21 protein-coding genes and 1 tRNA gene are annotated in these 25,675 nt (G+C 44.7%); 14 read left to right on the top strand and 8 right to left on the bottom strand.

The features are described from left to right. Positions 1–40: 40 nt before the first annotated feature. The 3 genes from JMW64_RS12840 to JMW64_RS12830 all read left to right on the top strand — a co-directional run bounded on the left by JMW64_RS12840 (position 41) and on the right by JMW64_RS12830 (position 3,793). Entirely contained in the window at positions 41–1,501 is a 1,461-nt protein-coding gene (locus JMW64_RS12840; RefSeq protein WP_201555186.1) for a UDP-N-acetylmuramoyl-tripeptide--D-alanyl-D-alanine ligase, read from the top strand. 3 nt (positions 1,502–1,504) lie between these two features. Further along, positions 1,505–2,623 carry a phospho-N-acetylmuramoyl-pentapeptide-transferase gene (gene mraY / locus JMW64_RS12835; protein ID WP_055125376.1) on the top strand — a complete coding sequence of 373 codons (1,119 nt, stop codon included), beginning with the start codon at positions 1,505–1,507 and terminating at the stop codon, positions 2,621–2,623. Between the two features lie 198 nt (positions 2,624–2,821). Further along, positions 2,822–3,793: a putative RNA methyltransferase gene (locus JMW64_RS12830; RefSeq protein WP_320158185.1), complete on the top strand. Its 972-nt coding sequence runs from the start codon at positions 2,822–2,824 to the stop codon at positions 3,791–3,793. Between the two features lie 67 nt (positions 3,794–3,860). On the opposite strand, the gene JMW64_RS12825 is transcribed toward JMW64_RS12830, so the two are convergent. The 3 genes from JMW64_RS12825 to JMW64_RS12815 form a co-directional block, all read right to left on the bottom strand. After that, entirely contained in the window at positions 3,861–5,384 is a 1,524-nt protein-coding gene (locus tag JMW64_RS12825) for a phospholipase D-like domain-containing protein (protein WP_201555184.1), read from the bottom strand. A gap of 153 nt (positions 5,385–5,537) precedes the next feature. Then, on the bottom strand, positions 5,538–6,332 hold the full coding sequence (locus tag JMW64_RS12820; RefSeq protein ID WP_201555181.1) for a YdcF family protein: 795 nt from the start codon (positions 6,330–6,332) through the stop codon (positions 5,538–5,540). A gap of 109 nt (positions 6,333–6,441) precedes the next feature. Next, entirely contained in the window at positions 6,442–7,347 is a 906-nt protein-coding gene (locus tag JMW64_RS12815; RefSeq protein WP_201555179.1) for a LysR family transcriptional regulator, read from the bottom strand. Positions 7,348–7,504: 157 nt separating this feature from the next. Between JMW64_RS12815 and JMW64_RS12810 the strand changes: the two genes are divergently transcribed. From JMW64_RS12810 to JMW64_RS12785, 6 genes are all read left to right on the top strand, one after another. Next, on the top strand, positions 7,505–7,894 hold the full coding sequence (locus tag JMW64_RS12810; RefSeq protein ID WP_045452370.1) for a RidA family protein: 390 nt from the start codon (positions 7,505–7,507) through the stop codon (positions 7,892–7,894). A gap of 48 nt (positions 7,895–7,942) precedes the next feature. Continuing rightward, positions 7,943–9,418, top strand: a complete 1,476-nt coding sequence (locus JMW64_RS12805) for an aldehyde dehydrogenase family protein (RefSeq protein ID WP_201555177.1) — start codon at positions 7,943–7,945, stop codon at positions 9,416–9,418. Positions 9,419–9,524: 106 nt separating this feature from the next. Continuing rightward, positions 9,525–10,514 carry a membrane dipeptidase gene (locus JMW64_RS12800; protein ID WP_201555175.1) on the top strand — a complete coding sequence of 330 codons (990 nt, stop codon included), beginning with the start codon at positions 9,525–9,527 and terminating at the stop codon, positions 10,512–10,514. Between the two features lie 195 nt (positions 10,515–10,709). Beyond that, entirely contained in the window at positions 10,710–12,395 is a 1,686-nt protein-coding gene (locus JMW64_RS12795) for a BCCT family transporter (RefSeq protein WP_201555173.1), read from the top strand. Between the two features lie 126 nt (positions 12,396–12,521). Then, positions 12,522–14,261 (top strand): hypothetical protein, encoded by a 1,740-nt coding sequence (locus JMW64_RS12790; protein WP_265089824.1) that lies wholly within the window; start codon positions 12,522–12,524, stop codon positions 14,259–14,261. Next, a complete protein-coding gene (locus tag JMW64_RS12785) occupies positions 14,245–14,970 on the top strand; it encodes a DUF3726 domain-containing protein (protein ID WP_201555171.1) in 726 nt (241 codons plus the stop codon). The genes JMW64_RS12790 and JMW64_RS12785 overlap by 17 nt, the downstream gene beginning before the upstream one ends. A 169-nt stretch (positions 14,971–15,139) precedes the next feature. On the opposite strand, the gene JMW64_RS12780 is transcribed toward JMW64_RS12785, so the two are convergent. Then, positions 15,140–15,230 (bottom strand) — tRNA-Ser (locus tag JMW64_RS12780). Positions 15,231–15,358: 128 nt separating this feature from the next. On the opposite strand from JMW64_RS12780, the gene JMW64_RS12775 reads away from it, so the two are divergent. From JMW64_RS12775 to JMW64_RS12765, 3 genes are all read left to right on the top strand, one after another. Next, positions 15,359–16,252: a DNA/RNA non-specific endonuclease gene (locus JMW64_RS12775; protein ID WP_227678975.1), complete on the top strand. Its 894-nt coding sequence runs from the start codon at positions 15,359–15,361 to the stop codon at positions 16,250–16,252. A gap of 87 nt (positions 16,253–16,339) precedes the next feature. Continuing rightward, a complete protein-coding gene (locus tag JMW64_RS12770; RefSeq protein ID WP_055125367.1) occupies positions 16,340–16,603 on the top strand; it encodes a hypothetical protein in 264 nt (87 codons plus the stop codon). Positions 16,604–16,860: 257 nt separating this feature from the next. Continuing rightward, a complete protein-coding gene (locus JMW64_RS12765) occupies positions 16,861–17,244 on the top strand; it encodes a DUF2147 domain-containing protein (protein ID WP_045445845.1) in 384 nt (127 codons plus the stop codon). Positions 17,245–17,355: 111 nt separating this feature from the next. Here the strand turns inward: JMW64_RS12765 and JMW64_RS12760 are convergent, their stop codons facing one another. The 4 genes from JMW64_RS12760 to JMW64_RS12745 all read right to left on the bottom strand — a co-directional run bounded on the left by JMW64_RS12760 (position 17,356) and on the right by JMW64_RS12745 (position 22,016). Next, positions 17,356–18,618 (bottom strand): ammonium transporter, encoded by a 1,263-nt coding sequence (locus JMW64_RS12760; protein ID WP_201555170.1) that lies wholly within the window; start codon positions 18,616–18,618, stop codon positions 17,356–17,358. A gap of 75 nt (positions 18,619–18,693) precedes the next feature. After that, entirely contained in the window at positions 18,694–19,032 is a 339-nt protein-coding gene (locus JMW64_RS12755) for a P-II family nitrogen regulator (RefSeq protein WP_010197981.1), read from the bottom strand. 455 nt (positions 19,033–19,487) lie between these two features. Next, positions 19,488–20,342 (bottom strand): universal stress protein, encoded by an 855-nt coding sequence (locus JMW64_RS12750; RefSeq protein ID WP_045445851.1) that lies wholly within the window; start codon positions 20,340–20,342, stop codon positions 19,488–19,490. A 174-nt stretch (positions 20,343–20,516) separates the two neighbouring features. Further along, a complete protein-coding gene (locus JMW64_RS12745; protein WP_045445854.1) occupies positions 20,517–22,016 on the bottom strand; it encodes a SulP family inorganic anion transporter in 1,500 nt (499 codons plus the stop codon). 662 nt (positions 22,017–22,678) lie between these two features. Here JMW64_RS12745 and murD point away from each other — a divergent pair. Beyond that, the gene (gene murD, locus JMW64_RS12740) at positions 22,679–24,115 is read left to right on the top strand and encodes a UDP-N-acetylmuramoyl-L-alanine--D-glutamate ligase (RefSeq protein ID WP_201555169.1); all 1,437 of its coding nucleotides are present in this window, start codon (positions 22,679–22,681) and stop codon (positions 24,113–24,115) included. Between the two features lie 357 nt (positions 24,116–24,472). Beyond that, entirely contained in the window at positions 24,473–25,669 is a 1,197-nt protein-coding gene (gene ftsW, locus JMW64_RS12735; protein WP_227694291.1) for a putative lipid II flippase FtsW, read from the top strand. Positions 25,670–25,675 lie beyond the last annotated feature (6 nt).

Genomic DNA, 25,675 nt, shown 5'->3' with positions numbered 1-25,675 from the left:
AAAAAATAAATAAGTAGTCATCATATATAAGGTAATCATTATGACAGCCGACAACGATAACAGCATTCAGTCGCAAGGGCTGTATGTTTGGCGAGCAGACAACCTGCTCGCAGCAACCGCAACACTGGGTGGACATTGGCAACTGAGTGAAGATCAACCCGATTCAGAAAACACTTCAGTAAATGATGTCATGAGCACTCGTATCGCCACCGATACCCGTACGATAAAACCTGGTGATATATTTTTAGCGTTATCGGGTGATAATTTTGATGGTCACGATTATATCGATACTGCCATCGCGCAAGGTGCGGTTGCGGCTATCGTCACTCGCCCTATTGCTACCGCTGATGCAAATAGCATTCCGCAGTTAGTGGTGAGCGATACCCGTTTAGCGTTAGGACAATTGGCTGCGTATCGTCGTCAACAGCATCAAAATTTAACCGTCATTGCTATTACTGGCTCTAGCGGTAAGACCACCTGTAAAGAGATGCTGGGTAGTATCTTTGGCAGACTAGCACCGACATTGATTACCCGTGGTAACCTAAATAATGACTTGGGTGTGCCGATGATGTTGCTCGAATTATCCGACCATCATCGTTATGCCATTCTAGAGCTTGGCGCAAACCATATTGGCGAAATTGCTTATACTACCGAGATTGTAAAGCCAGATGTCGCATGTATTTTAAATATTGGCACGGCGCATTTGGGTGAGTTTGGCAGCCGTGAAGGGATTTGCCAAACCAAGGCTGAGATTTACCATACCTTGAATGACAGCCAATTTGCGATCGTTCCTGATAAAGATGATTTTACCAATCAATTACGCCGTATCGCTGAAAAGCATACGTCACACGTGATTGGTTTTGGTAATACTGATGTCAGTGCCAGCCATTTAGATGTCGAGCCTGAGCGCAGTGAATTTAAGCTGCATATCGGCAATCAAGTCCATGATATCAACTTGCCACTAGCGGGCGAGCACAATGTCAATAATGCTTTAGCTGCTGCTGCTTGTGCTCATGCACTGAATATCGATGTTAGTGATATCGTCGTCGGGCTTGAAAATGCGCGTCCTGCTAAAGGGCGCTTGAACAGTCAGCTGTTAGGCATGCATCGCTTGATTGATGATACCTATAATGCCAATCCGCATTCGGTGCGAGCGGCAGCAAAAGTATTGGCGGCGCAAACGGGCACGCAAGTCATGGTGCTGGGCGATATCGCAGAACTTGGAGAGGCGGCGGTCAGCGAGCATCAAAGCTTGGGTCGTACCATTGCGACAACGGGCATCAATGTGCTGCTGTGTGTTGGTGAATACGCGCCTTTTACCGTGGCGGGTGCACAAGAGGTTTCTGATATCAATGCCCATGCGTTTACCGATAAAGACAGTTTATTGGCGTATTTGAAGCCGTATTTGCAAGCGCAGCAGGCGCAGCCTTGTACGGTGCTGTTTAAAGGTTCTCGTTCCATGCAAATGGAAACCCTTATCAATGCGCTAATCGAGGAGTAGGCGGTGTTAGTTTGGTTGTTTGGCTGGCTTGGCCAGTATTACACGCCGTTTTCTGCGGTTTCTTCGTTGACGCTGCGAGCGTTACTCGCGGTCATTACCGCCCTCGCATTTAGCATGTTTTTTGGTGGGCGTGTCATTCGACGTCTGCGTGCACTGAAATATGGTCAAGCGATTCGCAATGATGGTCCGCAATCGCATTTGGCGAAAACTGGTACGCCGACCATGGGTGGAGTACTGATTTTAAGTGCGATTGGCGTGTCCACCTTACTATGGGCGCGATTGAACAATCCATATGTGTGGATTTTGCTCATTGTCATGATTATCTTTGGCGCGGTCGGCTGGGCAGATGATTGGCTAAAAATTAAGTATAAAGATCCCAAAGGCTTAATCGCCCGCAAGAAATATTTTTGGCTCTCTATGGGTGCTTTGTTCGTCGGTGTGTCTTTGTATTATATCGCCACCTTGCAGCCAGATATCGCGACCACGCGTGAGATGCAGGATTTGCTGCTACCGATTTTTAAAGATTGGATGATTCCTTTTTCGGCAGTGCCGTTTGGTATTGGCTTTATTATCTTTACCTACTTTGTGATTAATGGTGCTTCTAACGCCGTCAACTTGACTGATGGCTTGGATGGTTTAGCTATTTTGCCCGTGGTCTTGGTCGCGGCAGGTTTGGGCGCGATGGCTTATGTATCAGGTGATGTACGCTTTGCTGATTACTTGCATGTGCCTTATATTGCCTATAACTCCGAGGTTCTCATTGTCTGTGGTTCGATGATTGGTGCAGGGCTTGGTTTCTTATGGTTCAACGCCCATCCAGCCCAAGTATTTATGGGTGATGTGGGGGCGCTTGCTCTCGGGGCGATGCTTGGTACGATTGCTGTTATGACCCGTCAAGAGATTGCTTTTGCAATTATGGGTGGTCTATTTGTCGCCGAAGCATTATCGGTCATGCTACAGGTTGGCTCGTATAAGCTGCGTAAAAAGCGCGTCTTTCGGATGGCACCATTGCATCATCACTTTGAAGAAATTGGCTGGAAAGAGACGCAAGTGGTGGCAAGGTTTTGGATTATTGCCATTATTCTCGTCATCCTTGGGCTCATGACCTTAAAACTACGTTAACACAGCCATATCGCTTGAACATTAATATGAATATCGTTTATGCAAAAGCCATCTCACTTTAGTTGAGGTGGCTTTTTTGGTTGCTAATAGTTTGTTTTTCGCATTTTCTTTCCTGCATTGTTTATCGCGCCTTTTATCACGCAGTAAGCCTGAATTTTGTTAAAATGGCAGCCATATTGCGATGACGTTGAGATATTTGTGAGCTTATTTATTTGTCCCCTTTGCCAATCACCATTACAGCCTGCCGCAGATACGTGGCTCTGCGATGGCAGCTTGCACCCAAAACACACGGCTCATCCATTTGATGTGGCACGTCAGGGTTATGTTAATTTACTGCCCGTACAACAAAAAAAATCCAAAGCACCGGGCGATAGCCAGCAATCAATTGATGCACGCAAACGGTTTTTAAACGCTGGACATTATCAGCCATTGCAGACGCTTATTTGCCAAAAAATGAGGGAATTGTTGGCGAAAAATGAGTCGATCGCTGATTCAGCAATTGAGCCGATAACTACAAAGGATAGCAAGACAATCAATTGGTTGGATATTGGCTGCGGTGAAGGATATTACACGCAAGCAATGGCACAGACAGGCATGGATACTCTCATCGCCGCAGATATCAGTAAACCTGCTGTGGTAGAGCTTGCGAAAACGTGCAAAGCGACGGGGCGTCTTTGGTATCAGCAAGCTAAAGACAGTGTTACTAATGCGACAGCCAAATCGGCAGTCATCTATCCGCTTGTTACCAGCGCTGCCCATTTGCCGTTACGCGCGCATAGCATAAAGGGTATTAGCAGTATTTTTAGCCCTATCTTGCCAGCCGCGTTCAATGAGGTATTGGCTGCAGACGGTTATTTAATCATTGCCAAGCCAGATATCGGGCATCTAGCGACGATGCGCGAAGCGTTATTTGATAACGTCCGCGAGCATGATTCGGATAAGTTTTTGCATGAGTTGGCTCCATATTTTACGCTAATGGGTACGGAGCATGTCAGTACCGAGATGACGTTGTCAGCCGCTGATTTGGCTGATTTGATGACCATGACGCCTTATGCTTATCGCGCGCTTAATGAAAAAAAACAGGCGCTACTAGCAGCGGTCGAAACAGAACCCTTTACGACACAAGCTAAGTTTGTCATCTATATTTTGCAGAAGACAGCAGCTGAATAGAATGGCTTAAGGTCATTAGCTCGTTTAGATATGATCAATTGAATTGAGGACACGCCCTAATAATGGGTTATAAGACAGGTCCCATCGTGGCGACAATGTTATTCCAGATTTTATAAGATAACGGCCAGTTTTCAACTTGCTCACGAGTGACCTCTTCAGAATCAGCGATATACTGGTATTGTCGCTCAACGATGGCCGCTGTGAGCGTTTTATCGCTAAACACAATGTTGTTTTCATAGTTCAAATCAAAGCTACGCAAGTCTAAATTGGTCGAGCCAATCAGACTGATTTCGCCATCGATGGTCAAGGTTTTTGCGTGTAATAGACCGGGTTTATATTCGTAAATATTGACCCCCGCTTCAAGCAGCTGCCAGTAATAACTGTGACTGGTAGCAGCCACGACTATTGAGTCGTTATTCTTTGGGAAAATCATGGTTACTTGTACACCGCGATAAGCGGTCGCACACAAAATGCTGACGAGCGAATAATCAGGCACAAAATAAGGCGTTGAGATAATCAGGGTTCGTTTTGCCTGACCAATTAAGACACCTAAAAATTGTGGCGTGGTGCTGCGTCGTTGGGTAGGACCATCAGAAAAAACCTGTGCAGCAAAGCCTTTTGGCGGCAATGTGACTGGTAAAGGTGGCGGTGATGTTATTGGTAAAGGCTCCTCAGTTTCTGGCTGTGGGGATTTTTGTTGCTTTGGTTGAGGGTCAATAAAATAAGGAAAGCTGTCAAGCGGCGTATCAGGATTTTCAGTCAGCCAATCACTGGCGAACAACATCTGATTCTGTGCCACCACTGGTCCTTCGACTCGCAGCATAATGTCTACCCACGGCGCAAATTTTGGCTTTACACGAAACTCAGGATCGGCGCAGTTGCGACTGCCACAGTAGCCGATTTTGCCGTCAATAACCGTAATCTTGCGGTGATTTCGCAAGTCAATCCGGCTAAACATGAGTACCTTTAAAATATTACTAATTGGTAGGGCAACACTGACTTGTACGCCAGCTTCTATCATTTCCTGCCATATCTTTGAGCCGACCATTTTTCGTGAGCCCATACCGTCAACCATTGCTCGGCATATGACGCCGCGCCTTGCCGCTCGTATGAGCGCTTGAGCAGTATCGATTCCCATACCATCGATTAGCCAAATATAATACAGCACATGAATATGATCGGTCGCTGCATCAAAGTCGGCAATCATACGTTTGCGCGTCTCAGCCGCATCTGCCATTAGCTCTGCGTGATTGCCCACCGTTGTATGATAGCCAGTTGCATTGGCAGAGTAGGCAAAGGCCGCTTGGTATTCAGGTTTGATGGCCTCCGACAAAGCGATGTCATTACCAAGCACTTCAGGACTATGTGCGCTTAATTTATCGATAATTTCTTTACGTTTGCGCGTAAAATCGCGTCCTAGATGCACCTCACCAAACATCCAATAAATTACAACCCCCAGATAAGGCAAAATGAACAATATCACGAGCCAAGCGAGCCGAGCGGGCGAGGTCAGATCATGGCGTGCAAGCACTCGCAAAGAGATCAGTATCAGCAGCATGAAATGAACAGTTAAAAAGATATCCAATAGCATAATGCGCTCCATCATTATTATTTTTATTTGCAGTATTTATCAGTGGTTCTTACTGATTATAACGCACTGTAAAATTACCACCGTTTTGATTGGTAAAAACAGCAATACGGCAACGTTGGAGCGATGATACTTAGCATGAAATATACACCACCATTAATATTCTCCTAACAGCCAGCCACTGACAAAGGCAAAATACTCGCGAAACCAAGCGTTGTAACGAATGGATAAAGGCGTGGGACTGGCGACGGTGATCGGTTGTGTATAGCCCTGATGTCGCGCAATGCTGGCCGCGCGAATGCTATGAAAGTCACTGGTAACGATGGCGATAGGATCAGTGATAGATAGCCCTTTTGCTTCTAACAACGCTCGGCTGTTAGCGAGGTTTTCTTCCGTACTGGTACTTTTACCTTCTTGTAAAATGCGTTCGAATGGCACGCCATGTGCCTCATGCAAATATGTGGCCATGATATCGGCTTCGCTACGTGTACGCTGAAAACCAACGCCACCACTGGTTATCACCAAAGCATCTGGTTGTGTCTCGATAAGGGGCACAGCGGTGTCCAAGCGCTTGGCGAGCGTCGGTGTCGGCTTACCTGCAACCGTGCCAGAGCCTAATATAATAATCGCTGCCACTGTCGGTGCAGGCTGCTTGCTAAGCGCAATCTGCTGTTGTAATGACCAAATAAATAGAGCGAAGCTCAACAACCAAAGTATAAATACAGCCCATAACCCATACCAAAGGCGGTTAAAGCCATAATGTTGGCTACAAAACCTGCGTATTGCATGCCAAAACATCCCATGTATGACAAAAACCATGCCGAGTAAAAAAGGTAAAACCGAGCCGAAATTAACTTTACCGACGACCATCAATGCAGCGCAATCGATGATAAGTATGATGCCGATAACAGATAAGAGGCCACGAGTAACGGAAATTAAACCTTTAGACATAGTGAAAGACGCTTTTATTCAAGTGAATGGAATTTCTGATAGTGGCTTATAAAAGTAGGCGGTAATGAGGTATGTTTTAACCCATTATTAATCTATTTTTAACCTGTCTTTATAAAATATAGTGATTCTGGACATATTGAATGCACAGTTCATGAAACGCTTGTGCTGGCGGTGAGATCGTTTTATTTGCCAATTTAAAAATACCAATTTGTCTGTCTAAGGTAGGTTCAAGTAAGTCGAGCCATACCAATTCTGGCTCATTCGACGGAAAGGCGAGCTTGGGTAAGGTGGTGATGCCAAGATCATTGCGTAATAATGAAAATAAGGAAGTAATATTCTCGACCGTGTAACGCGCATTACGGTTGAGCACCTCGGCTGGGGTGTTTTCGAGCAATCGGCAAGTGCCATTATAAATAAAAGGCTGGGTCATCAGTTGTTGCCATTTAAGCCCTGTTTTTTGATGGTTTCTTGACGGTTTTATTGGTTGATTTAACGAGTTGCTTTTTAAGCAGACCACGCCAATCGGGTCAGATATGAGCAAGGTGAAATCTATATTTGATTGGTCGATACTAGTGCAGTTGCCCAATGCTAAATCGATTTCACCTGCCAATAAACGATTGGCAACACCGATAGAGTTATCATCTATTAGCACAATCTCGACATCAGGATATCTCTTGGAGTACTCAACCAACACACTAGGCAAGAGTTTTGTCACCAGTGATGGCACGCTTGCAATCCTTATTTTGCCTTTATCGCCAGCGGCTGCTCCTTTTAAATCATCCTCTAGCGCTTGATAAATCGTCATAAACTGCTCGATTTTGGGTAAACAAGTCTCTCCAAAAGGCGTGAGTGTTGCTTTATTTCCTCCTTCAAATAAGCGCTGATCTAGTATTTTTTCCAATTCCTTTATCGAGGCAGACAACGCCGCTTGCGAGCGATTGGCGCGATCAGCCGCCGCCCGAAAGCCACCTTCCTCTACCACGCATAAAAAGTGACGTAATTGCTGTAATTTCATACGCTTATTCCTCACCACTATTAATATATAAGATATAGAATATGATAGATTAAATCTATCATATTCTAAATTTAATTAGTTAGATTTATCATTAGTACTTGGGTAGGATACCTCTATAGCAATCGCTGACCAATCATTGATCAAAGGATATGACGACATGACGACTCATTCAACCAAACAAGCCATCAGAACCTCACTTTATGCGTCTAAAGCCCCTTTAGAGTGGGCGATCACTAGCAACGGTACGTTGTACACCGCGCAGATTCCTATCGATGAAAATGGTGATGTGGTTGCAGGTGGTATCGAAGCGCAAACTCGTCAAACGCTAGACAATCTCAAGCACACACTAGAATGTGCCAATGTTGGTATGGATTCGGTACTACAGGTCATGATCTATGTGACCGATCGCGACTATCTAAAAACGGTCAATCAAGTCTACGCCGAATACTTTGAAGCACCATACCCAAATCGGGCAGCGCTGGTGATAGCAGGGCTGGCTCGTGAAGAAATGCTGGTTGAGCTGGTTGTATATGCCGCTGTGCCTTAAAACTAATTTTAATATTCCATCTTTTAATACTTTATCAAGGAAGCTCTTATGTCAGCTCACACAGCCCAACAGATATTGCAGCAAGACCCAACCAAATCACTTTATATCAATGGTGAATGGCAGGCAGGCGTAAATACCGTTGCCAATATTAACCCATCTGATATCACTGACACTATCGGTGAGTTCGCACAAGCCAGTAGCGATCAAGTCAAAGATGCTATCGCTGCAGCGCGCCAAGCTCAGCCAAAGTGGGAAGCAACTCCTTTAGAAAAAAAGCAGTCTATCCTACAAGCGATTGGCGATGAAATGATTGCTCGCTGTGATGAGCTAGGTACGCTGTTGTCTCTTGAAGAAGGCAAGCCGTTTGCGGAAGGTCGCGGCGAGATTTACCGCGCAGGTCAATTCTTTCATTACTATGCCGCTGAAGTATTGCGCCAAATCGGTGATAACGCTGCCTCAGTACGTCCTGGTGTCAAGGTTGAAGTTACTCGTGAAGCGGTGGGTGTGGTCGCGATTATCTCGCCTTGGAACTTTCCAACAGCCACTGCTGTGTGGAAAATCGCGCCAGCGCTAGCGTTTGGTAACACTGTCATTTGGAAGCCTGCGAATTTGACGCCAGCCAGCGCAGTGGCATTGGCTGAAATCATTCACCGTCAAGGTATGCCAGAAGGGACGTTTAACCTACTATTGGGTGGCGGTTCGTCAGTCGGTGATGCGCTCATCAATTCTACAGATATTGATGCCGTTAGCTTTACGGGTTCTGTACCAACAGGTCGCAAGGTCGCTGCTGCGACGGCACCGAACTTTATCCGTTGCCAGCTTGAGATGGGCAGCAAAAATGCCTTGGTTATCGCTGACGATGCCGATTTGCAAGTCGCTATCGATGCGGCAGTGGCTGGTGCGTTTGGCGGTTCAGGGCAAAAATGTACCGCTTCATCACGACTCATCGTAATGGACAGTATTCATGATGCCTTTGTCGAAGGTGTGGTTGCCAAAATGAAAACCTTAAAAGTCGGCCATGCGCTTGATGAAGGTATCTTTATGGGCCCTGTTGTCGATGACAAGCAGCTGGCATCAAACATGGACTGGATCGAAAAAGCCAAGCAATCTGGTGCCAATTTAGCCTTTGGTGGTGAGCGTTTAGAGATGCCGCATGACGGCTACTATATGTCACCGACGTTATTTACCGAGACGGACAACAGCTGGGATATCAACCAAGAAGAGGTTTTTGCTCCGCTGGCTTGTGTCATGCGTGTCAAGGATTTGGACGAAGCGATTGCGATGACCAATGATACGCGCTTTGGTCTGACGGGCGGCATCATCACCCAAAGCTTGCGTAGTAGTGCGATGTTCAAAGAGCAGGTACAAGCAGGTTGCGTGATGGTCAATCTAGCGACTGCAGGAACCGACTACCACGTACCATTTGGTGGCCGTAAACAGTCAAGCTTTGGTCCGCGTGAGCAAGGTCAATATGCTAAAGAGTTCTATACCATCGTGAAGACCGCTTATCAAAAAGCGTACTAGAACTATCTTAACAAGACTGCTCGCCGCTATCGAAGCGACACGGTGTGAAAAAGCACTTAATAGCCAATGATAGCGGCTACTGATAAAAGTATTAAAGGGAATTGATATGTACCAAGACCATATCGTCATTGACGGATTACAGTATAGCTATTGGGATCGTGACTACTTTAAGATGCTACAAGCCAGTGGTATCAATGCGGTACATGCCACCTTGGTCTATCACGAAGATGCCCGTCAGACCATGAGCCGCTTTAGCGAGTGGCACACACGCTTTGAGCAAAATTCAGATCTTATATTACCCGTGTACTCAGTGGCTGATATCAACATGGCAAAAGAGCAGGGTAAAGTGGGCATCTTCTTTGGCGCACAAAACTGCTCGCCAATTGATGACGAAATCGGCCTGATTAGCGTGATGCGCCGCCTAGGTCTATTGATTATGCAGCTGACTTATAACAATCAGAGCTTACTGGCGACAGGTTGTTATGAGCAGAATGACAGCGGCATCACACGTTTTGGTCAGCAAGCCATTGCTGAGATGAATCGTGTCGGTATGATTATCGATATGTCACACAGCGCTGAGCGTTCAACGCTTGAGGCGATAGAAATCTCATCGCGTCCGATATGTATCAGTCATGCCAATCCAACCACGGCTCATGACGCGCTACGCAATAAATCGGATACGGTTATTAGTGCATTAACTCAAGCAGGCGGGTTGCTAGGTTTCAGTTTATATCCGTTTCATTTGCCGAATGGTAGTGATTGTACGCTTGATGACTTCTGTACCATGATTGCCAATTGCGCTGATAAATATGGCGTCGAGCATTTATCCATTGGTAGTGACTTGTGTCTCAATCAACCACAAGCCGTGCTTGAATGGATGCGTAATGGTCGTTGGTCAAAAGCGATGGATTACGGTGAAGGCAATGCCAATAATTCAGGTTGGCCAGATACTTTGCTATGGTTCGCTGGTAAAGACGGTATGGAAAATATCTATAACGGTCTGCTCAAACACGGCTTTAATGAAAGCGATGCTGGAAAAGTCATCGGTCAAAACTGGTTTGATTTTCTTGAGAGTGGTTTAAAGCCTTTAGCTTAAAGGCTCATTCCTAAAGGATAATTCTAGCAAGTCATCGCTAAAAATCGTTATAAGACGACAGACTTTTTATAGCGCATACCCATTTGAAATAGAGAGCTTTGAAATCAATAATATAGTGAGGTTGTCTGGTTATATCCTCATTGCGATACCTCTGATTTAAAACGCAACATTAGCCTTAGCATATGGAGCCACATCATGGCCGATTTAAAGGGACTTAACCAAGGTGAGCAAGGACGCTCAAACGCTGCCAATAGCACAGCGGATAAGGTCAGCGCTGTACCAGCTGCTGCCGATATTGATGCGTTGGGGCTAAAAAACCCTGCCTTTTGGTATAGTGGCGGGTTTATTACGATTTTTGTGCTCATGGCGATTTTTGCAGAAGCACAGTTAGCAACGATTGTGGATGTTGGTTTTAAATGGTCGGCCAATATCTTTGGCCCTTTTTGGCAAATTCTGCTTCTCGCTACTTTCGTCATCGCTTTAGCGGTTGGTGCAGGTCGCACGGGTCGTGTGATTTTGGGCAACTTACCAAAGCCTGAAATGGACAATTTCAAGTGGATGGCCATCCTGTTTTGTACATTGTTGGCTGGCGGTGGGGTTTTTTGGGCGGCGGCAGAACCTATTGCTCATTTCGTGTCAGCGCCTCCTTTATACGGTGAGTCACCAGACTTGCAACAACGAGCATTTAACGCCTTATCACAATCTTTTATGCATTGGGGATTTTTGGCGTGGTCGATTGTCGGTAGTTTGACCGCGATTGTGGTCATGCATTTGCATTATGACAAAGGTTTGCCGCTGAAACCTCGCACACTTCTTTATCCTATGTTTGGTGAGCGCGTACTTACTGGTCAAACGGGCGCGATTATCGATGCTTGCTGTATCGTCGCCGTGGCTGCGGGTACGATTGGCCCTATTGGTTTTTTGGGTCTACAGACCAGCTATGCACTGAATGAATTGTTTGGTATTCCTGATACTTTTGCCACCCAGCTTATCATTATCATATTCGCGATTGTGCTTTATACCTTATCAGCGATCAGTGGTCTTGCTCGAGGCATGCAATTGCTCAGCCGCTTCAATGTCATATTGGCAGTTGCGCTGATGGTCTTTATTTTGATATTTGGACCGACCAATTTTATCGTCAATGGTTATATTCAAGGTGTCGGCACGATGGTCGATAACTTTATTCCGATGGCCACTTTTCGCGGTGATGAAGGCTGGCTTGGCGGTTGGACCGTGTTCTTTTGGGGTTGGTTCTTGGGTTATGGCCCGATGATGGCGATATTTATTGCTCGTATCTCACGAGGTCGTACGATTCGTCAATTGATTACCACGGTTTGTATCATTGCGCCACTCGTTACTTGCTTTTGGTTCACCGTCGTTGGTGGTTCTGGTCTGGCGTTTGAGATTGCCAATCCGGGCAGTGTCAGTAGCGCGTTTGAAGGCTTTAACTTACCTGGTGCACTATTAGCAGTCACCCAGCAATTACCCTTTCCTTTAATTACCTCGATATTATTTCTAATTTTAACCACCGTTTTTATCGTCACGACAGGTGATTCGATGACCTATACCATCAGTGTGGTCATCAGTGGCGAGCGTGAGCCAAATGCCATGATTCGTACCTTTTGGGGCATCATGATGGGGGTAACAGCGATTGTTTTAATCTCGCTTGGTTCAGGTGGCGTGACAGCGTTGCAGTCTTTTATCGTGATTACCGCTGTGCCTGTCTCCTTTATCCTGCTGCCATCGCTATGGAACGGGCCACAAATTGCCCAGCAAATGGCGCGAGAGCAAGACTTGTATCGACCTAATCAGGTAGAGGTAAGACATAAAATTAGCGAAGAAAAACTCGCTAAGGAAAAGCTTACTCAAAAAACTGATTGACTACCAAACGGTCAAGGTCAAAACAACGATCCTCAAAACGGCTGAATACTTATTTACCGATAGATATCATCATTGGCATTATTAACGAAGCTGCTGGCTCAATATATTAGGTAAGGTAGTGAAATTATGAATATGATTCATGCAAATAATGAAAGAATTAATATCAAGCCGCCGCAACTTAGCACTGAATTTCGTACTCGTGACGTGATTATGAATGCAGAAAGGTTGGGCGCGATGCACCAAACTCGCATTAGCTTTGTGCGCACGTTACTGCGTAAGATTGATAGAGAGCAATGGACGCTCAGTACCCATTTGTGGGATTTTGATGAGCAAGGCTATGGCACGGTTATTTATCGCCTCAATACTCCAGAGCATCTGTATCATCTGGTGGTATTTTGTAATGAGCTGGCTGATGAAGAGCGTAATGATAGGGTGATTGCCCAAAAATGGGATGTGACCTTTGGTTTGGTCTTTGGTGAGATAAGTGAGGAATTACTGGGTAATCTACAAGCCAACGTACCGCTGCAAGAAGCAGGTCGCAACTCTAATATGGTGATGGTGCTGGCAAGAGCAAATAAGAGCGTACGGGTCTTTGATCATATCGTTAGCTCACTCGCCGTTGGTCAGCAACCAGATTTAGATATACTTGCGCAAGTGGGTTATATATTGCGCACTACTGCCGTGTATGGCAATGGTAAGTTTGGTATTTATGACTTCAAACCGTTAGATCACAGTGCAGATTTTGATCAATCCTTTCGAGCGCAGATGTGTGCCGTGTATTTGCTGCGTGAGTTTAGCTTAGATTGGGTCGATTATTTGGCAAAGCAAAAAGGCGGTAACAACGCCGCTGTGCTGCATCCAGAGATTAAGCGTTACTTGGGAGTTGGTAACGCCACCGGTCTGGGCATGGCACCGTATCTAATCAACCATCCTTGTGTCGTCGATCAATGGCTAACTACCCGTGAAGAAGCGTTGCAAGTGACACTGATCTGCCAGATTGAACCCAAAAAAACCGTATATTTTGCCAGTTTAATCAAACGTGCTATTCAGCATTTTAGCGAGATTGTCACTATCAATGAGTCGCAAATCAAACTCAATGAAGCGGTCGTTGCAGAGTTAGCCGTATTACAAAATACTTTGATGGCAACCATTAATCACTACAGTACATGGGCGGAGTTCTTACAAGCTCACCATCATCTAAGCCTTGAGAGCCAAGAGGTGATTATCTCTTGCTTGATGGAACTCTATCCTGAGCGTGTCGATGAGTTTCAAGAAAAAATAAATGCCGATGAAACGCTATCGTTACCGAAAGGCAAGGTGATCCAAGATTTAATCGATGTATTAGAGCTACATTATCAGTGGGCGATTAATATTGATTTTAGCCAGCCCGATAATAGCTATTGGTTTTGGTATCGTTCGGTGGATAAAGAAGAGCCAAGGATGGGCGTGCGCGGGCAAGAACCGGGTGCTGATCGTGAGCTTGCATTAGACATCGCACGGCAAGCGAATAAGCTGTATCTCGCGTTGAAACCCACCGATCCAAAGCAGCTCATTTCAGAGTTCATCTTAAATCAGCCAAAATATCGCTCGATTGCGCGCCGCGTTTGGACGATGGGAAATAAGCCACTGGGCGATATTCAGATGAATGTCTTGCATAAAACCGCATTACCCATGCACCTGTTACGGTGTAAATTATCGATGTTTGGGGCAACCAAGTTCGATCCCAGATCAGATCGCTGGGTGCGGATCACCTTGTTTCAAGGTGCGCCTTTGTTTGCAGAAGTGCATAGTGATGAATGGCTGTTTCCTTTATTACCCGATTTATCAAAAGAGCAGGGAGGTTTGACTCATGATCGTATCGCATAATGAAATCGTGACGATAGTACACAAAGCCTTTACTGGGATGCACCGAGAAGTAGGCGAAGCGGATGTGATTGCTACTATGGTTGCTGAGTTACAGATGGCGGGCTTGGACGGTATCAGACACTTTAACAATGCCAGTCCGTATATCTTAACTGAGCACGATACGCCAATCGATATCGTCCATCAACAAGACGGCGCTATTCGTTTAGATTTGCATGGTAGCAGCTTGGCTTGTCACTTGCCGACTATCATTGACTATGCTCTGGAAAAAATGGGTGATTTGGCGCATTTTCATATTTATTTACAGAACTGTCATAACCGCTGGTTGGCTTATAGCGAGCTGGTGGGGCTGGCTGCCAAAGGCTTTGCTTGTCTGGCTAAATGGGACAATGGCTCTGTGCCCAAGCATACATTATTTACGTTAAATCAAGGTTTTGTGTATCCTGATTTATACTTTTTTGACCAAGCACAAGCCAATTATAATACCAATGATATGATTATTGAAATTGCGACCCAAAATTTTGATATTGAACAGGACATACAGCATTTCAATCATAAAATATCGACAGATGAGCTATTTGAAACCCATCAGCGCGCATGGAAAGAAGGCATCTATGTCGACGATGAGCAGTGGGCGATACTCAAAAAAACGGCTGCGGCGATGTTGGTAGAAAATAGCGAAACATCAAGTAAAGGTGCGGGAGGGGCGTAAGCGAGAGGAATGTAATAAATAAAAGGTTACAAAATGACATAGGCAAATAGATTAAGCCAAAAAGAGGTTTGTAATTAAAAATTTCAGAAAGTATTTTGGATTAAAAGGTATTTCGGAGTTGTTTGAACAGATGGGAAAAGCTAGAGGCTTTGATTAAGCAGAATAAGATTGGCGGTGAAGGAGGGATTCGAACCCTCGATACGCTATTAACGCATACACACTTTCCAGGCGTGCGGTTTCAGCCACTCACCCACTTCACCGTTTTTAGACGGCTTAGTATAGCGGATACTGTCTAGAATGTCACGACTTGCACCTTATCTTTCTTTATTTACAAACGCCTGCTACGATAGCGTATACGTAATGACAAGTATAGATGGTTGAAAGTTGAATGATAAGTTTCGGTAGGCTCAATGCCCGTTTGAAAAACAGTATTACAATGACCGTGATGGCGGTGGTCGTAAGCATAACTTCAGCGCATGCTGATGACTTTACTCAGTGTAGCGAGTCTTTTTATGGCGGTGTCTATCCTGAGTTTATTAATACCAAGCTAAGCAACAAAACCCAAGCTTTATGCATGGATGGTTTTGCCGTTATGTATTCTGGCGTATCGCGTACACCGCTTTGGTCGGCAGAATATTTGGATCGCAAGCGTTTACAACAAGCCAAAGAAATCGATCGTGAAGACAGCTTTCATGAAGAAAGTAGGTTACCAAAATCCGCACGTGCTTCATTGTCCGACTATTCAGGCTCTGGCTATGATCGCGGGCATTTAGCGCCCAATGCCGATATGGCGAATCGCAGTCAACAATATGATAGCTTTAGTCTTGCCAATATCGCCCCGCAGTCACCGCGCAACAATCGCTATATCTGGCGTAATATTGAATCAGCCACTCGCTATTTGACCCAGCAATATGGAGAGGTTTATAGCATTACTGGAGTAGCCTTTACTGGAAAAACAACCAAGCAATTGGCAGATCGTGTACTGGTGCCCAGCCATTTTTTCAAAGCCGTCTACATACCAGCGATTAATCAAGCAGGGGTCTATTATGCACCCAATGATGAGTCAGAGCGCATAGAGGTTATTAGTGTTGATGAACTCTCGACCAGGATTGGTATCGATGTGCTGCCCGTCTTGGATGCCAAAACCAAAACACAGGCATTTGATCTGCCATTAAAGGCGGGTGAAAGCTCCGAGTTGCCGGATGAGCCAACAGAAGAGCCGGCTTGGATGCTGTTTGTTTGGGCGATTCTTGAGTGGGTAATCGCCCAATTGCAAGCATAATGCCTTTATGACACGAGTCTATATATAATAAAAGGTACAAAAAATCCAAAAATTACGCAAGATATTGTTAATAAAAAGGAGAATCAAATGATTGATCCATTTGCCAATGACCACCAAAGCATGCAAATTGGTGAGCTGGTCATCGAAAACCAAACAGATAAAATTATTATATATGGCGATATTGATTTGACTCTTGATGCTACTGGATATGAGCAAGCACAACAGTTACATGAACTAACAAGCAAGATTATTCAGGCATTTGAAAATAATTCCATTTACAATAATAGTCAGCATAAGTCAAAAGAAAAAGATGACCGGTTGGATAAAAATATTGACAATCCTTTTTTGTAACTATTTGATATAGTTCAATTTTTATAGAAATAATAAACTATAAAAAAATTACTAGGCAAAAGCTTAAAATTGCTTATAATGAGTCAAGACATCGCTTATGTCGTATAAAATTTTGATGAGCAGTTTTTTTAGATGCGCTAACCACTCCCAAAGAGTAGAAAGTCGCATAGCTGTTAATAGGGATTTTAGCGAAGGATAAGCCTAGGAGATCAGAAACATAACGTTTCGAGTAATCATTGTATGAAGGGAATCAGTCTATGAAATTATTTACCAAAACCACTCTAGCTGTTGCAGGTATCAGTTTAGCAAGCATGGCATTCGCCGCTGATCCTTTGGCCAATACCACGTGGCAGACATTTGATGAAGGTAAGCCAAAAGGTACCGTAAAGATTACTGAGTCAAACGGTGTACTAACAGGTACGCTTATCGCTACCAACTCAGCCAAAGGCAAAAAGCACGTTGGTACGACCATTATTAAAGGTTTAAAGTCTGATGGTGGTGGCAAATATAGTGGCGGTACGATCACTGATCCTGAAAAAGGCAAAGACTATCGTATGACCGCAAATTTGAGTGGCAACACCTTAAATCTAAAAGGTTATATCGGTCCATTCTCACGCAGTCAAACGTGGAAAAAGAAATAAACCGATAGTTTATTTTTAGTATTAGACCTAATATTTATAAATAAAAATCCCGCAATACCTTTTGGTAATGCGGGATTTTTAGTACATATATTTGAATATTGGCTGAAGAGCTTATCTCACAAATTCTGGATATGCTTCCATACCACACTCTGCTATATCCGCACCTTCATACTCATCTTCTTCAGAGATACGCAGACCAATCACTAATTTGATAACTGCCCAGGTGATTAAGCTGGCGATAAATACCCAAGTAAAGATAGTGGCTGCACCAGCAATCTGACCTACGAACGATGCTGCTGGGTTGGTAATTGGTACGATAAGTAGACCGAACAGACCGACTACACCATGCACTGAGATAGCACCCACTGGATCATCTATTTTTATTTTATCCAATGCTAAGATAGATAGCACAACGATAACGCCAGCGATCAAACCAAACAGTGTTGCTTGTAATGCAGATGGGGTTGAGGGTTCTGCTGTGATAGCGACTAATCCTGCGAGTGCACCATTTAAGAGCATGGTTAAGTCAGCTTTGCCAAAGATGATGCGTGCTATTATTAAAGCACCAATTGCACCGCCTGCCGCTGCTGCATTGGTATTCAAAAACACCATAGCAACCGAGTTAGCACTGGCAATATCACCCAGTTTTAGCACCGAGCCGCCATTGAAACCGAACCAACCCATCCAGAGAATAAGTGTTCCAAGCGCTGCCAGTGGTAAGTTGGCACCTGGAATGGCGCGTATTTCACCATTAGGGCCATACTTGCCTTTACGTGCACCTAATAATAATACCCCTGCTAATGCAGCCGCAGCACCCGCCATATGGACGATACCAGAACCTGCAAAATCAGAAAAACCCATGTCGCCTAAATTGAACATACCAAATACATCATTGCCACCCCACGTCCAGCTACCCTCTAATGGATAAATGACACCAGTCATCACCACAGAAAATAATAAGAACGACCACAGCTTCATGCGCTCAGCCACCGCTCCTGAAACGATCGACATACAGGTTGCAACAAACACCACTTGGAAGAAAAAATCAGACGCAGCGGAGTAAACAGAGTCACCGTCAAAGCCGTTTTCAGCGGAGGCTGCTAGAGCATCTGCTACCAGCGTTTCATTACCCGCGATACCGCTCAAGAATAGGTTGCCACCATACATAATGGCATAGCCGCATATCATGTACATGGTACAAGCGGTGGCAAAAAGTGCGATATTTTTGGTTAAAATCTCAACGGTGTTTTTTGAGCGGACGAGTCCAGCTTCTAACATGGTGAAGCCTGCTGCCATCCACATGACGAGCGCCCCGCACATTAAAAAGTAAAATGTATCAAGTGCGTACTGGAGCTCGAAGATTTGATTTTGCATGTTAATTCCCCCTTGAATTGATGCAATACAGCTATCGGTATGATCTATAAATCTGTGTCTATATGGCCTTGCGCGTTAGATAGCGTCAGGGCCTGTCTCGCCCGTACGAATACGAATAACTTGCTCGAGTGCAGTGACAAAGATTTTGCCGTCACCAATCTTGCCCGTGCTAGCGATGCGAGTGATGGCTTCGATAGCAGGTTCGACCATCTCATCAATAACAGCCACTTCGACTTTTACTTTAGGTAAGAAGTCCACCACGTATTCTGCGCCGCGATAGAGTTCTGTGTGACCTTTTTGGCGACCGAAACCTTTGACTTCAGTAACAGTGACACCTTTAACACCGATGTCAGAAAGCGCTTCACGTACATCATCGAGCTTAAACGGTTTTAAGATCGCAGTGATTAGCTTCATAAAATATTCCTTATTTGTGTGATGCCGCAGGTTGATCGAAGCATTGTGGTGCATCGTATCGCTGCCATGCTTACTATTAGTCATTCAAGAACTGTGCCAATTTACTCAAGGGGGATAGGTAAGATTGGATTTGTTTGTTCAAAAACAGCCATAGTTATGGCAAAAAATACTGGTTATGCTGCAATGGTATAAACCATCGTTATGAGCATAGAGAATGCGAATTAACCTTTAGCGTTGAACTGACGAAAACTTTATTATAACCAACTTTTTAGGTGCTTGGGGAGACCATCCATCTATTTCCTGTGATGATTTGCTAACCTAGTTTGGTATATGAAACGAATCACTTGAGGAGAAAGTAGGGAAAATTGTGTGATACGGCACGCGGCAGAGCTTAACATGGATGTATAGGCTCTGCGCTCAAAGAGAGAGGGGTGGCTGCGTAGATCGGCTAGAGCCTATACCTTTGGGAAGAGTAGGTAGGGGGTTTTGGTGCTACCGAGCAGCTTTTTTGTGTCGCTACCTTTTAGAAGTTCACGCAGACGAGATTGGCCAAAAGCACCGGTCATCAGCATACCGATATCATTTTCATTTTGATAATAATTCAAAGCCGAAGTGACATCGCGGCAGTCCAGCAATGCTTTTTTAGACTTGATGCCTGCTTGTTTGAGCCGCGCATAAGCTTCGCGTAGCGCATCGCAATTTTCAGAATTTTCTTTACCGACCATCACGATATGAACGGTTAATGCGCGAACCAGTGAGGTTTTGCAGAGCCAATTGAGCAATTTATGAGATGTTGGACTGTTGTCAAAAGCAAACAACGCGGTCGTAGGGGGCAAAAATGGTGCATGAGTCACCAAAATGGGGCAGTGACTGACTCTAATTAACTGGCTCAATGTCGATTTGCAGGTGACATTGTGACCTATAACGATCAATTGTGCTTTGTCATCGACGTAATCGATACTTTCATTGAGGTGTTCATGGCGATGCAGGGTATAGGTTTTTAGTTTTTGTCGCTGCTGTTCGCAATAGGTGGTGGCTTGATGAAGTAAAAGCTTGCCTTGGGCTTTTAGCTCACAATTACTCAAGTGCTCCTTGGTGGTGAATTGCTCAAGCAGCATGTTTTCATCATCGATATTCAGGCACCCTGAATAATTCACAGCCGCTTTTTGTTGCAAGCTCGGTACAGAATGCAACAGTCCAACAGGTGCTTGTAGACGAGTCGCGGCCCACATGCTGGCTTCTAACACTGCTTGCACGTGGTCTGGGCAGTCCAAGCAGGCAATCACACTATCTGGTTTTAAATTACTCATAAGACCACCACATTATTCCAATATTAAAAAGACAGAATAAAAAGACAGCTGCTTGGCTCAAGGATGGGGCAATAATGCTTATGCCCAACCCTTTGTACCAATGCAGCTGTTTATTCAACTGTCTATTTATGAGCGGTTAATCAATATTAACTCAATAAATAGACGTGGCTTTGTTTAATCCAATAAGCCAATATCTCGGCGATCGTGGATAGAGAAGCGATCAATCAGTGTTCGGCTCGCATTATTGAGTCCCACCACTTTGACATCAATGCCCTCACGTTGCAAGCGCATGACCAGTTTGTCCAAGGTGTCTACGGCACTGACATCCCAAAAATGCGCTTGGCTGACATCAATTTGAATACTATCTAAAGCTTCTTTGGTATCGAAGCTGTTTAAGAACTGGGTCGTAGAAGCAAAGAATACTTGTCCTTGTACATAATAATAACGGGTATTAGTACTCTCATCATACTCACTAAATACCGTTAAGAATTGACCAATTTTATTGGCAAACGCCAGCGCTGATAGCAGCACGCCCACGCCCACGCCATAAGCTAGGTTGTGCGTAAATACTGTGGTCAAAACAGTCGCTAGCATGACAATATTAAATGACATCGGATGCGTTTTAAATTCGCGAATAGACTGCCAGTTAAAAGTACCAATGGAGACCATAATCATCACAGCGACCAGTGCCGCCATGGGAATTTGACTGACCCATTCACTTAAAAACACTACCATAATGAGCAGTACGATACCTGCCATCAAAGTAGACAGACGCGTACGTCCGCCAGATTTGACGTTGATCATAGATTGACCAATCATGGCACAGCCTGCCATGCCACCGAAGAAACCTGATACGACGTTGGCAATCCCTTGACCGCGACACTCGCGGTTTTTATCGCTTGGCGTATCTGTCAAATCATCGACGATAGTCGCTGTCATCATCGATTCTAATAAACCAACGATGGCAAGTGCGATAGAGTACGGCGCGATGATCAGTAAAGTATTTAGGTTCAAGGGAATGTCAGGTAATAAGAACATTGGTAATGAATCAGGCAAATCGCCCATACTGCCGACATTACGAATATCGAGATTCATGTACATCGCGACAGCAGTCAAACCAACGATACAGATCAGCGGTGACGGAATCACGCGACCGATTTTAGGAATCAGCGGAAACAAGTAGATAATCGCTAAACCCGCCGCTGTCATGATATAAACCGTCATGCCAACGCGCTCAGTCATTGGGTTAAGCTCAGGCAGCTGGGCAGCAAAGATCAATATCGCGAGCGCATTGACGAAGCCAATGACTACCGAACGCGACACAAAGCGCATCAAATTACCGAGCTTTAGAATACCCATTATAATCTGAATCCCACCGCACAATAAGGTGGCAGCTAGCAAATACTGCAAACCATGCTCGGCGACTAAGTCAACCATCACCAATGCCATCGCCCCAGTTGCTGCCGAAATCATGCCTGGACGACCACCGACGAAACTGATCACGACCGCGATACAAAATGAGGCATACAAGCCGACTTTTGGATCAACACCCGCGATAATAGAAAAGGCAATGGCTTCAGGAATCAGCGCTAAGGCAACGACCAAACCAGATAAAACGTCGCCGCGAACATTGGAAAACCACTCGTCACGTAAGTTATCAATAAAAGATGTCATAAGTAAACTGCATAGGGTTAGAGGCAAAAAAAGTAATCATTACTCATTCATAAAATGATCGCATCGCTATAAAAGTAGCTATTCGTCTTTCTTTTACGGCAACATGTGCTGTGTCATATTGCGGTATTGAGTTATTAAAGGTCAGTAATAAGTAGGTCTACTGAATTACTTACTGGTATCGCTAATACGCTCACCAATAATTGATACGATGATAAATTCAGTGAGACTACCTAAAAAAATAGTTAAAATAAGGTGCTTAAAGCAGGGCATTTATAAGAGCACCTACAATAACGAATAGCGTCAGCAATGATATGCTGCGGTAGAGGGTAATAAATAATCTATCAAATAAAAATAGCCGCTCGACATGACCAGTCTATAGTAGTAACTTTGCCAAACAGAAGTGACAATAGCGTGCTAACTGTGACAACATGCTAAACTAAAATGCTTGGGTAAATACCCAGTCACTTACAGATTAAGGCAACTATTATAGCATTAGCCACTTAATATAAAAACAGGCGCATAATAGCACATCGTCATAAAAAACCAGTACCGAAATCTGAACGATACCGTTATGATGCGTCTCATCTTGATGGCATCATTTTGCTTCTTTATATACTAGTTTTGTTTGATGCCATTTTGCTCGTCCAACAGAAGGAATAAATATGACCACCAACCCTGCAACAGATGCCTTACTTCACAAAGGCAGTGGTCTACAAGTCGTGGTCGGTTTGGGACAATCTGGATTATCAGTTGCGCGCTATTTGGCCAATCAAGGCTATCAGGTTGCTGTTACTGATGCTCAGGTGACACCTAGCTTAGCAGATCAACTACCCGCTGAGATTAGTATTCGCCAATTTGGTGAGATTGACGCAGAGCTCTTGCAGCAAGCGGCACGTATTATTATAAGTCCCGGTATCTCACTTGCTACCGAAGCTGTCGCCGCTGCCCGTCAAGCGAATATTCCCGTGGTTAGTGACATTCAGCTATTTTGTGAGGCTTGTACCGTACCGATAGTGGCGATTACTGGTTCTAATGCTAAGAGCACCGTGACCACCTTGGTCGGGCAAATGGCCGCGGATGCTGGTGTCAATGTCGGTGTCGGCGGTAATATTGGCGTGCCAGCGCTGACCTTGCTTGATAATACTGATATGGAACTGGCGGTGCTTGAGCTGTCGAGCTTTCAGTTAGAGACAGTGACCAATTTGGGCGCGCAAGTGGCAACCGTTCTAAATATGTCACCTGACCATCTAGATCGCCACGGCGATATGCTGGGCTACCATCAAGCCAAGCATCGTATCTTTCAGGGTGCTAAGTCCGTGGTTATCAATCGCGAAGACGCCTTGACGCGTCCGCTAGTGGCTGATAATTTGCCAAGAGTGAGTACCGGTATACATGCTCCTGATAAAGGTCAATATGGTCTTATTACTACTCCTGAAGGCCAGATTTATCTTGCCCACGGTACAGAAAAACTACTGTCGGCAGATAAACTGTTGATTAAAGGTCGTCATAATCTGCTCAATGCACAGGCAGCCTTGGCATTAGGCGAACTTGCTGGTTTGCCATTGGGCAGTATGTTAAATACCTTACAGCAGTTTACTGGACTTGAGCATCGTTGCCAGTATGTGGCAAATGCTGCAGACATTGATTATTTCAATGATTCAAAAGGCACCAATATCGGCTCAACGATGGCAGCTATCGAAGGGCTGGGCGCAGTCTACGCGCCAAAGGACGGTAAACTACTATTGATTTTGGGTGGACAAGGTAAAGGTCAACAGTTTGGTGAATTGACGCCGTTTATCAATCAGTATGTTAGCCAAGTACTGTTTATTGGTGAAGATGCGCCGCTGATTGAACAGCATCTGCGCGCGGCTAAGATAAGCGCCGATGTGGCGTTACATCAATGCCAAACTTTAGAAAATGCCTTTACAACCATTCAACAAGTCACGACAAGCAGCCTATCGCAAGTGCAAGCGGTGCTATTGTCACCTGCTTGTGCCAGCTTTGATCAATATAGTGGCTACGCAGCTCGCGGTGAGCATTTCAGTCAGTTGGTTGGTCAATTAGCAACTGAGTCGTCAGATATGATGACTGCGGAATAAAAGGTTTGGTGATTTAAGCCTTTGCATGATAAGTGCTTAGCGAATCTCAGCATTTAATAAAGAACTCATGTATTTAATAAAGAACTCATGTATTTAATAAAGAACTCATGTATTTAATAAAGAATAAGGGCAATGCAATAGGATTGCCCTGAATTGACTTTTACGACGCGCGCGCATTTTCTGTATAAATGATTGTTTTGCTTATAGATTGCTGCTACTGTCAATCATAGCCAGTCAGCAACATGAATGGTCAGCTTATTTGCTTAGTAATCTGTCTGGTACTGTCTATTTTCTATTTTTTAAACGGTGGCGTTTAATAGACGCCGTGTTTTTTCGTTCGTTAGTGTATATAAAATTATGGCGCTCTCTTCTATTTTTCGTTCCTCGTCCCAACCGAAGCAAGCATCTGGCTCAGATGGTATTCTTTCTATGCCGTCAGCACGCGCCATTCTCCTATCGAGTGTTGGCTGTATGTTGGTGCTCAGTTTATTGATGGTGGCTTCTGCTTCTATTCCTTTTGCGCTCAGTCGCGGCATGACAGAGCTGCACTTTTTCAAAAACCAGCTGCTGTATATGATGATCGGTTTGACGGTCGCTACGGTTTCTTATTACAGCGTGTCTTTGCGAACACTATATAAGACTGAAACCCAATTTATCTTATTGGGTATCACTGGCATGCTGCTAGTGGCAACCTTGTTTAGTACGCCTATTAACGGCTCCAAGCGTTGGCTGAACCTAGGGGTATTTAATTTTCAGGTGGCAGAGTTGGCCAAGTTGGTGATGATTGTCTTTGTCTCTGATTTTGTGGTGCGTCGCTCTTTTGAAGTTCGTAACGGCTTAGACGGTTTTTTGCGGATTATGTTGGTGGTGGCACTCATCACCATGCTGCTATTGTCACAGCCAGATTTTGGTTCTTTTGTCGTTATTTTAGGTACCATCTTTGCGATTTTCTATATCGCTGGTGCGCCTTACAAGCACTTTTTAGCACTGGGCGCGGCAGCCATTGGTGGTGCGGTCTTGATGGTGACGACAGCGCAGTACCGATTGGTACGTGTGATGTCATTTATGGATCCGTTTGATGATGTGCAAGACACGGATTATCAGTTGGCACGCAGTTTGATTGCCTTTGGTCGTGGACAGTTTACAGGTGTTGGTTATGGTGAGAGCGTACAAAAACTGTCGCATTTGCCTGAGGCACATACTGATTTTCTATTAGCCATTACAGGTGAAGAGTTAGGCTTTGTTGGGGTTACCATGGTATTGGTACTCGAAGCGTTGATTATCGGTAGCGCGATGCGTATCAGTTATAACGCGCTCAAACGTCGGCAGATGCGTATGAGTTATACCGCCTTTGGTATCGGTGTGGTGTTCATAGCGCAGACAATTATCAATGCGGCGATGAATATGGGCGCGATTCCAACCAAAGGATTGACCATGCCATTCTTCAGTTATGGCGGCTCATCAATGTTGATTAGTTTGGTAATGGTTGCATTATTGCTAAAAATTTATAAAGAAAGCCCTGAAATCGAAAAAAGCCAATGCCGTTATTATTGATAGGTT

The sequence above is a fragment of the Psychrobacter immobilis genome, assembly GCF_904846065.1.
GTDB classification, from domain to species: domain Bacteria; phylum Pseudomonadota; class Gammaproteobacteria; order Pseudomonadales; family Moraxellaceae; genus Psychrobacter; species Psychrobacter immobilis_H.
Note: the sequence above shows the minus strand (reverse complement) of the source record. Positions and strands in the feature narration are given on the sequence as shown.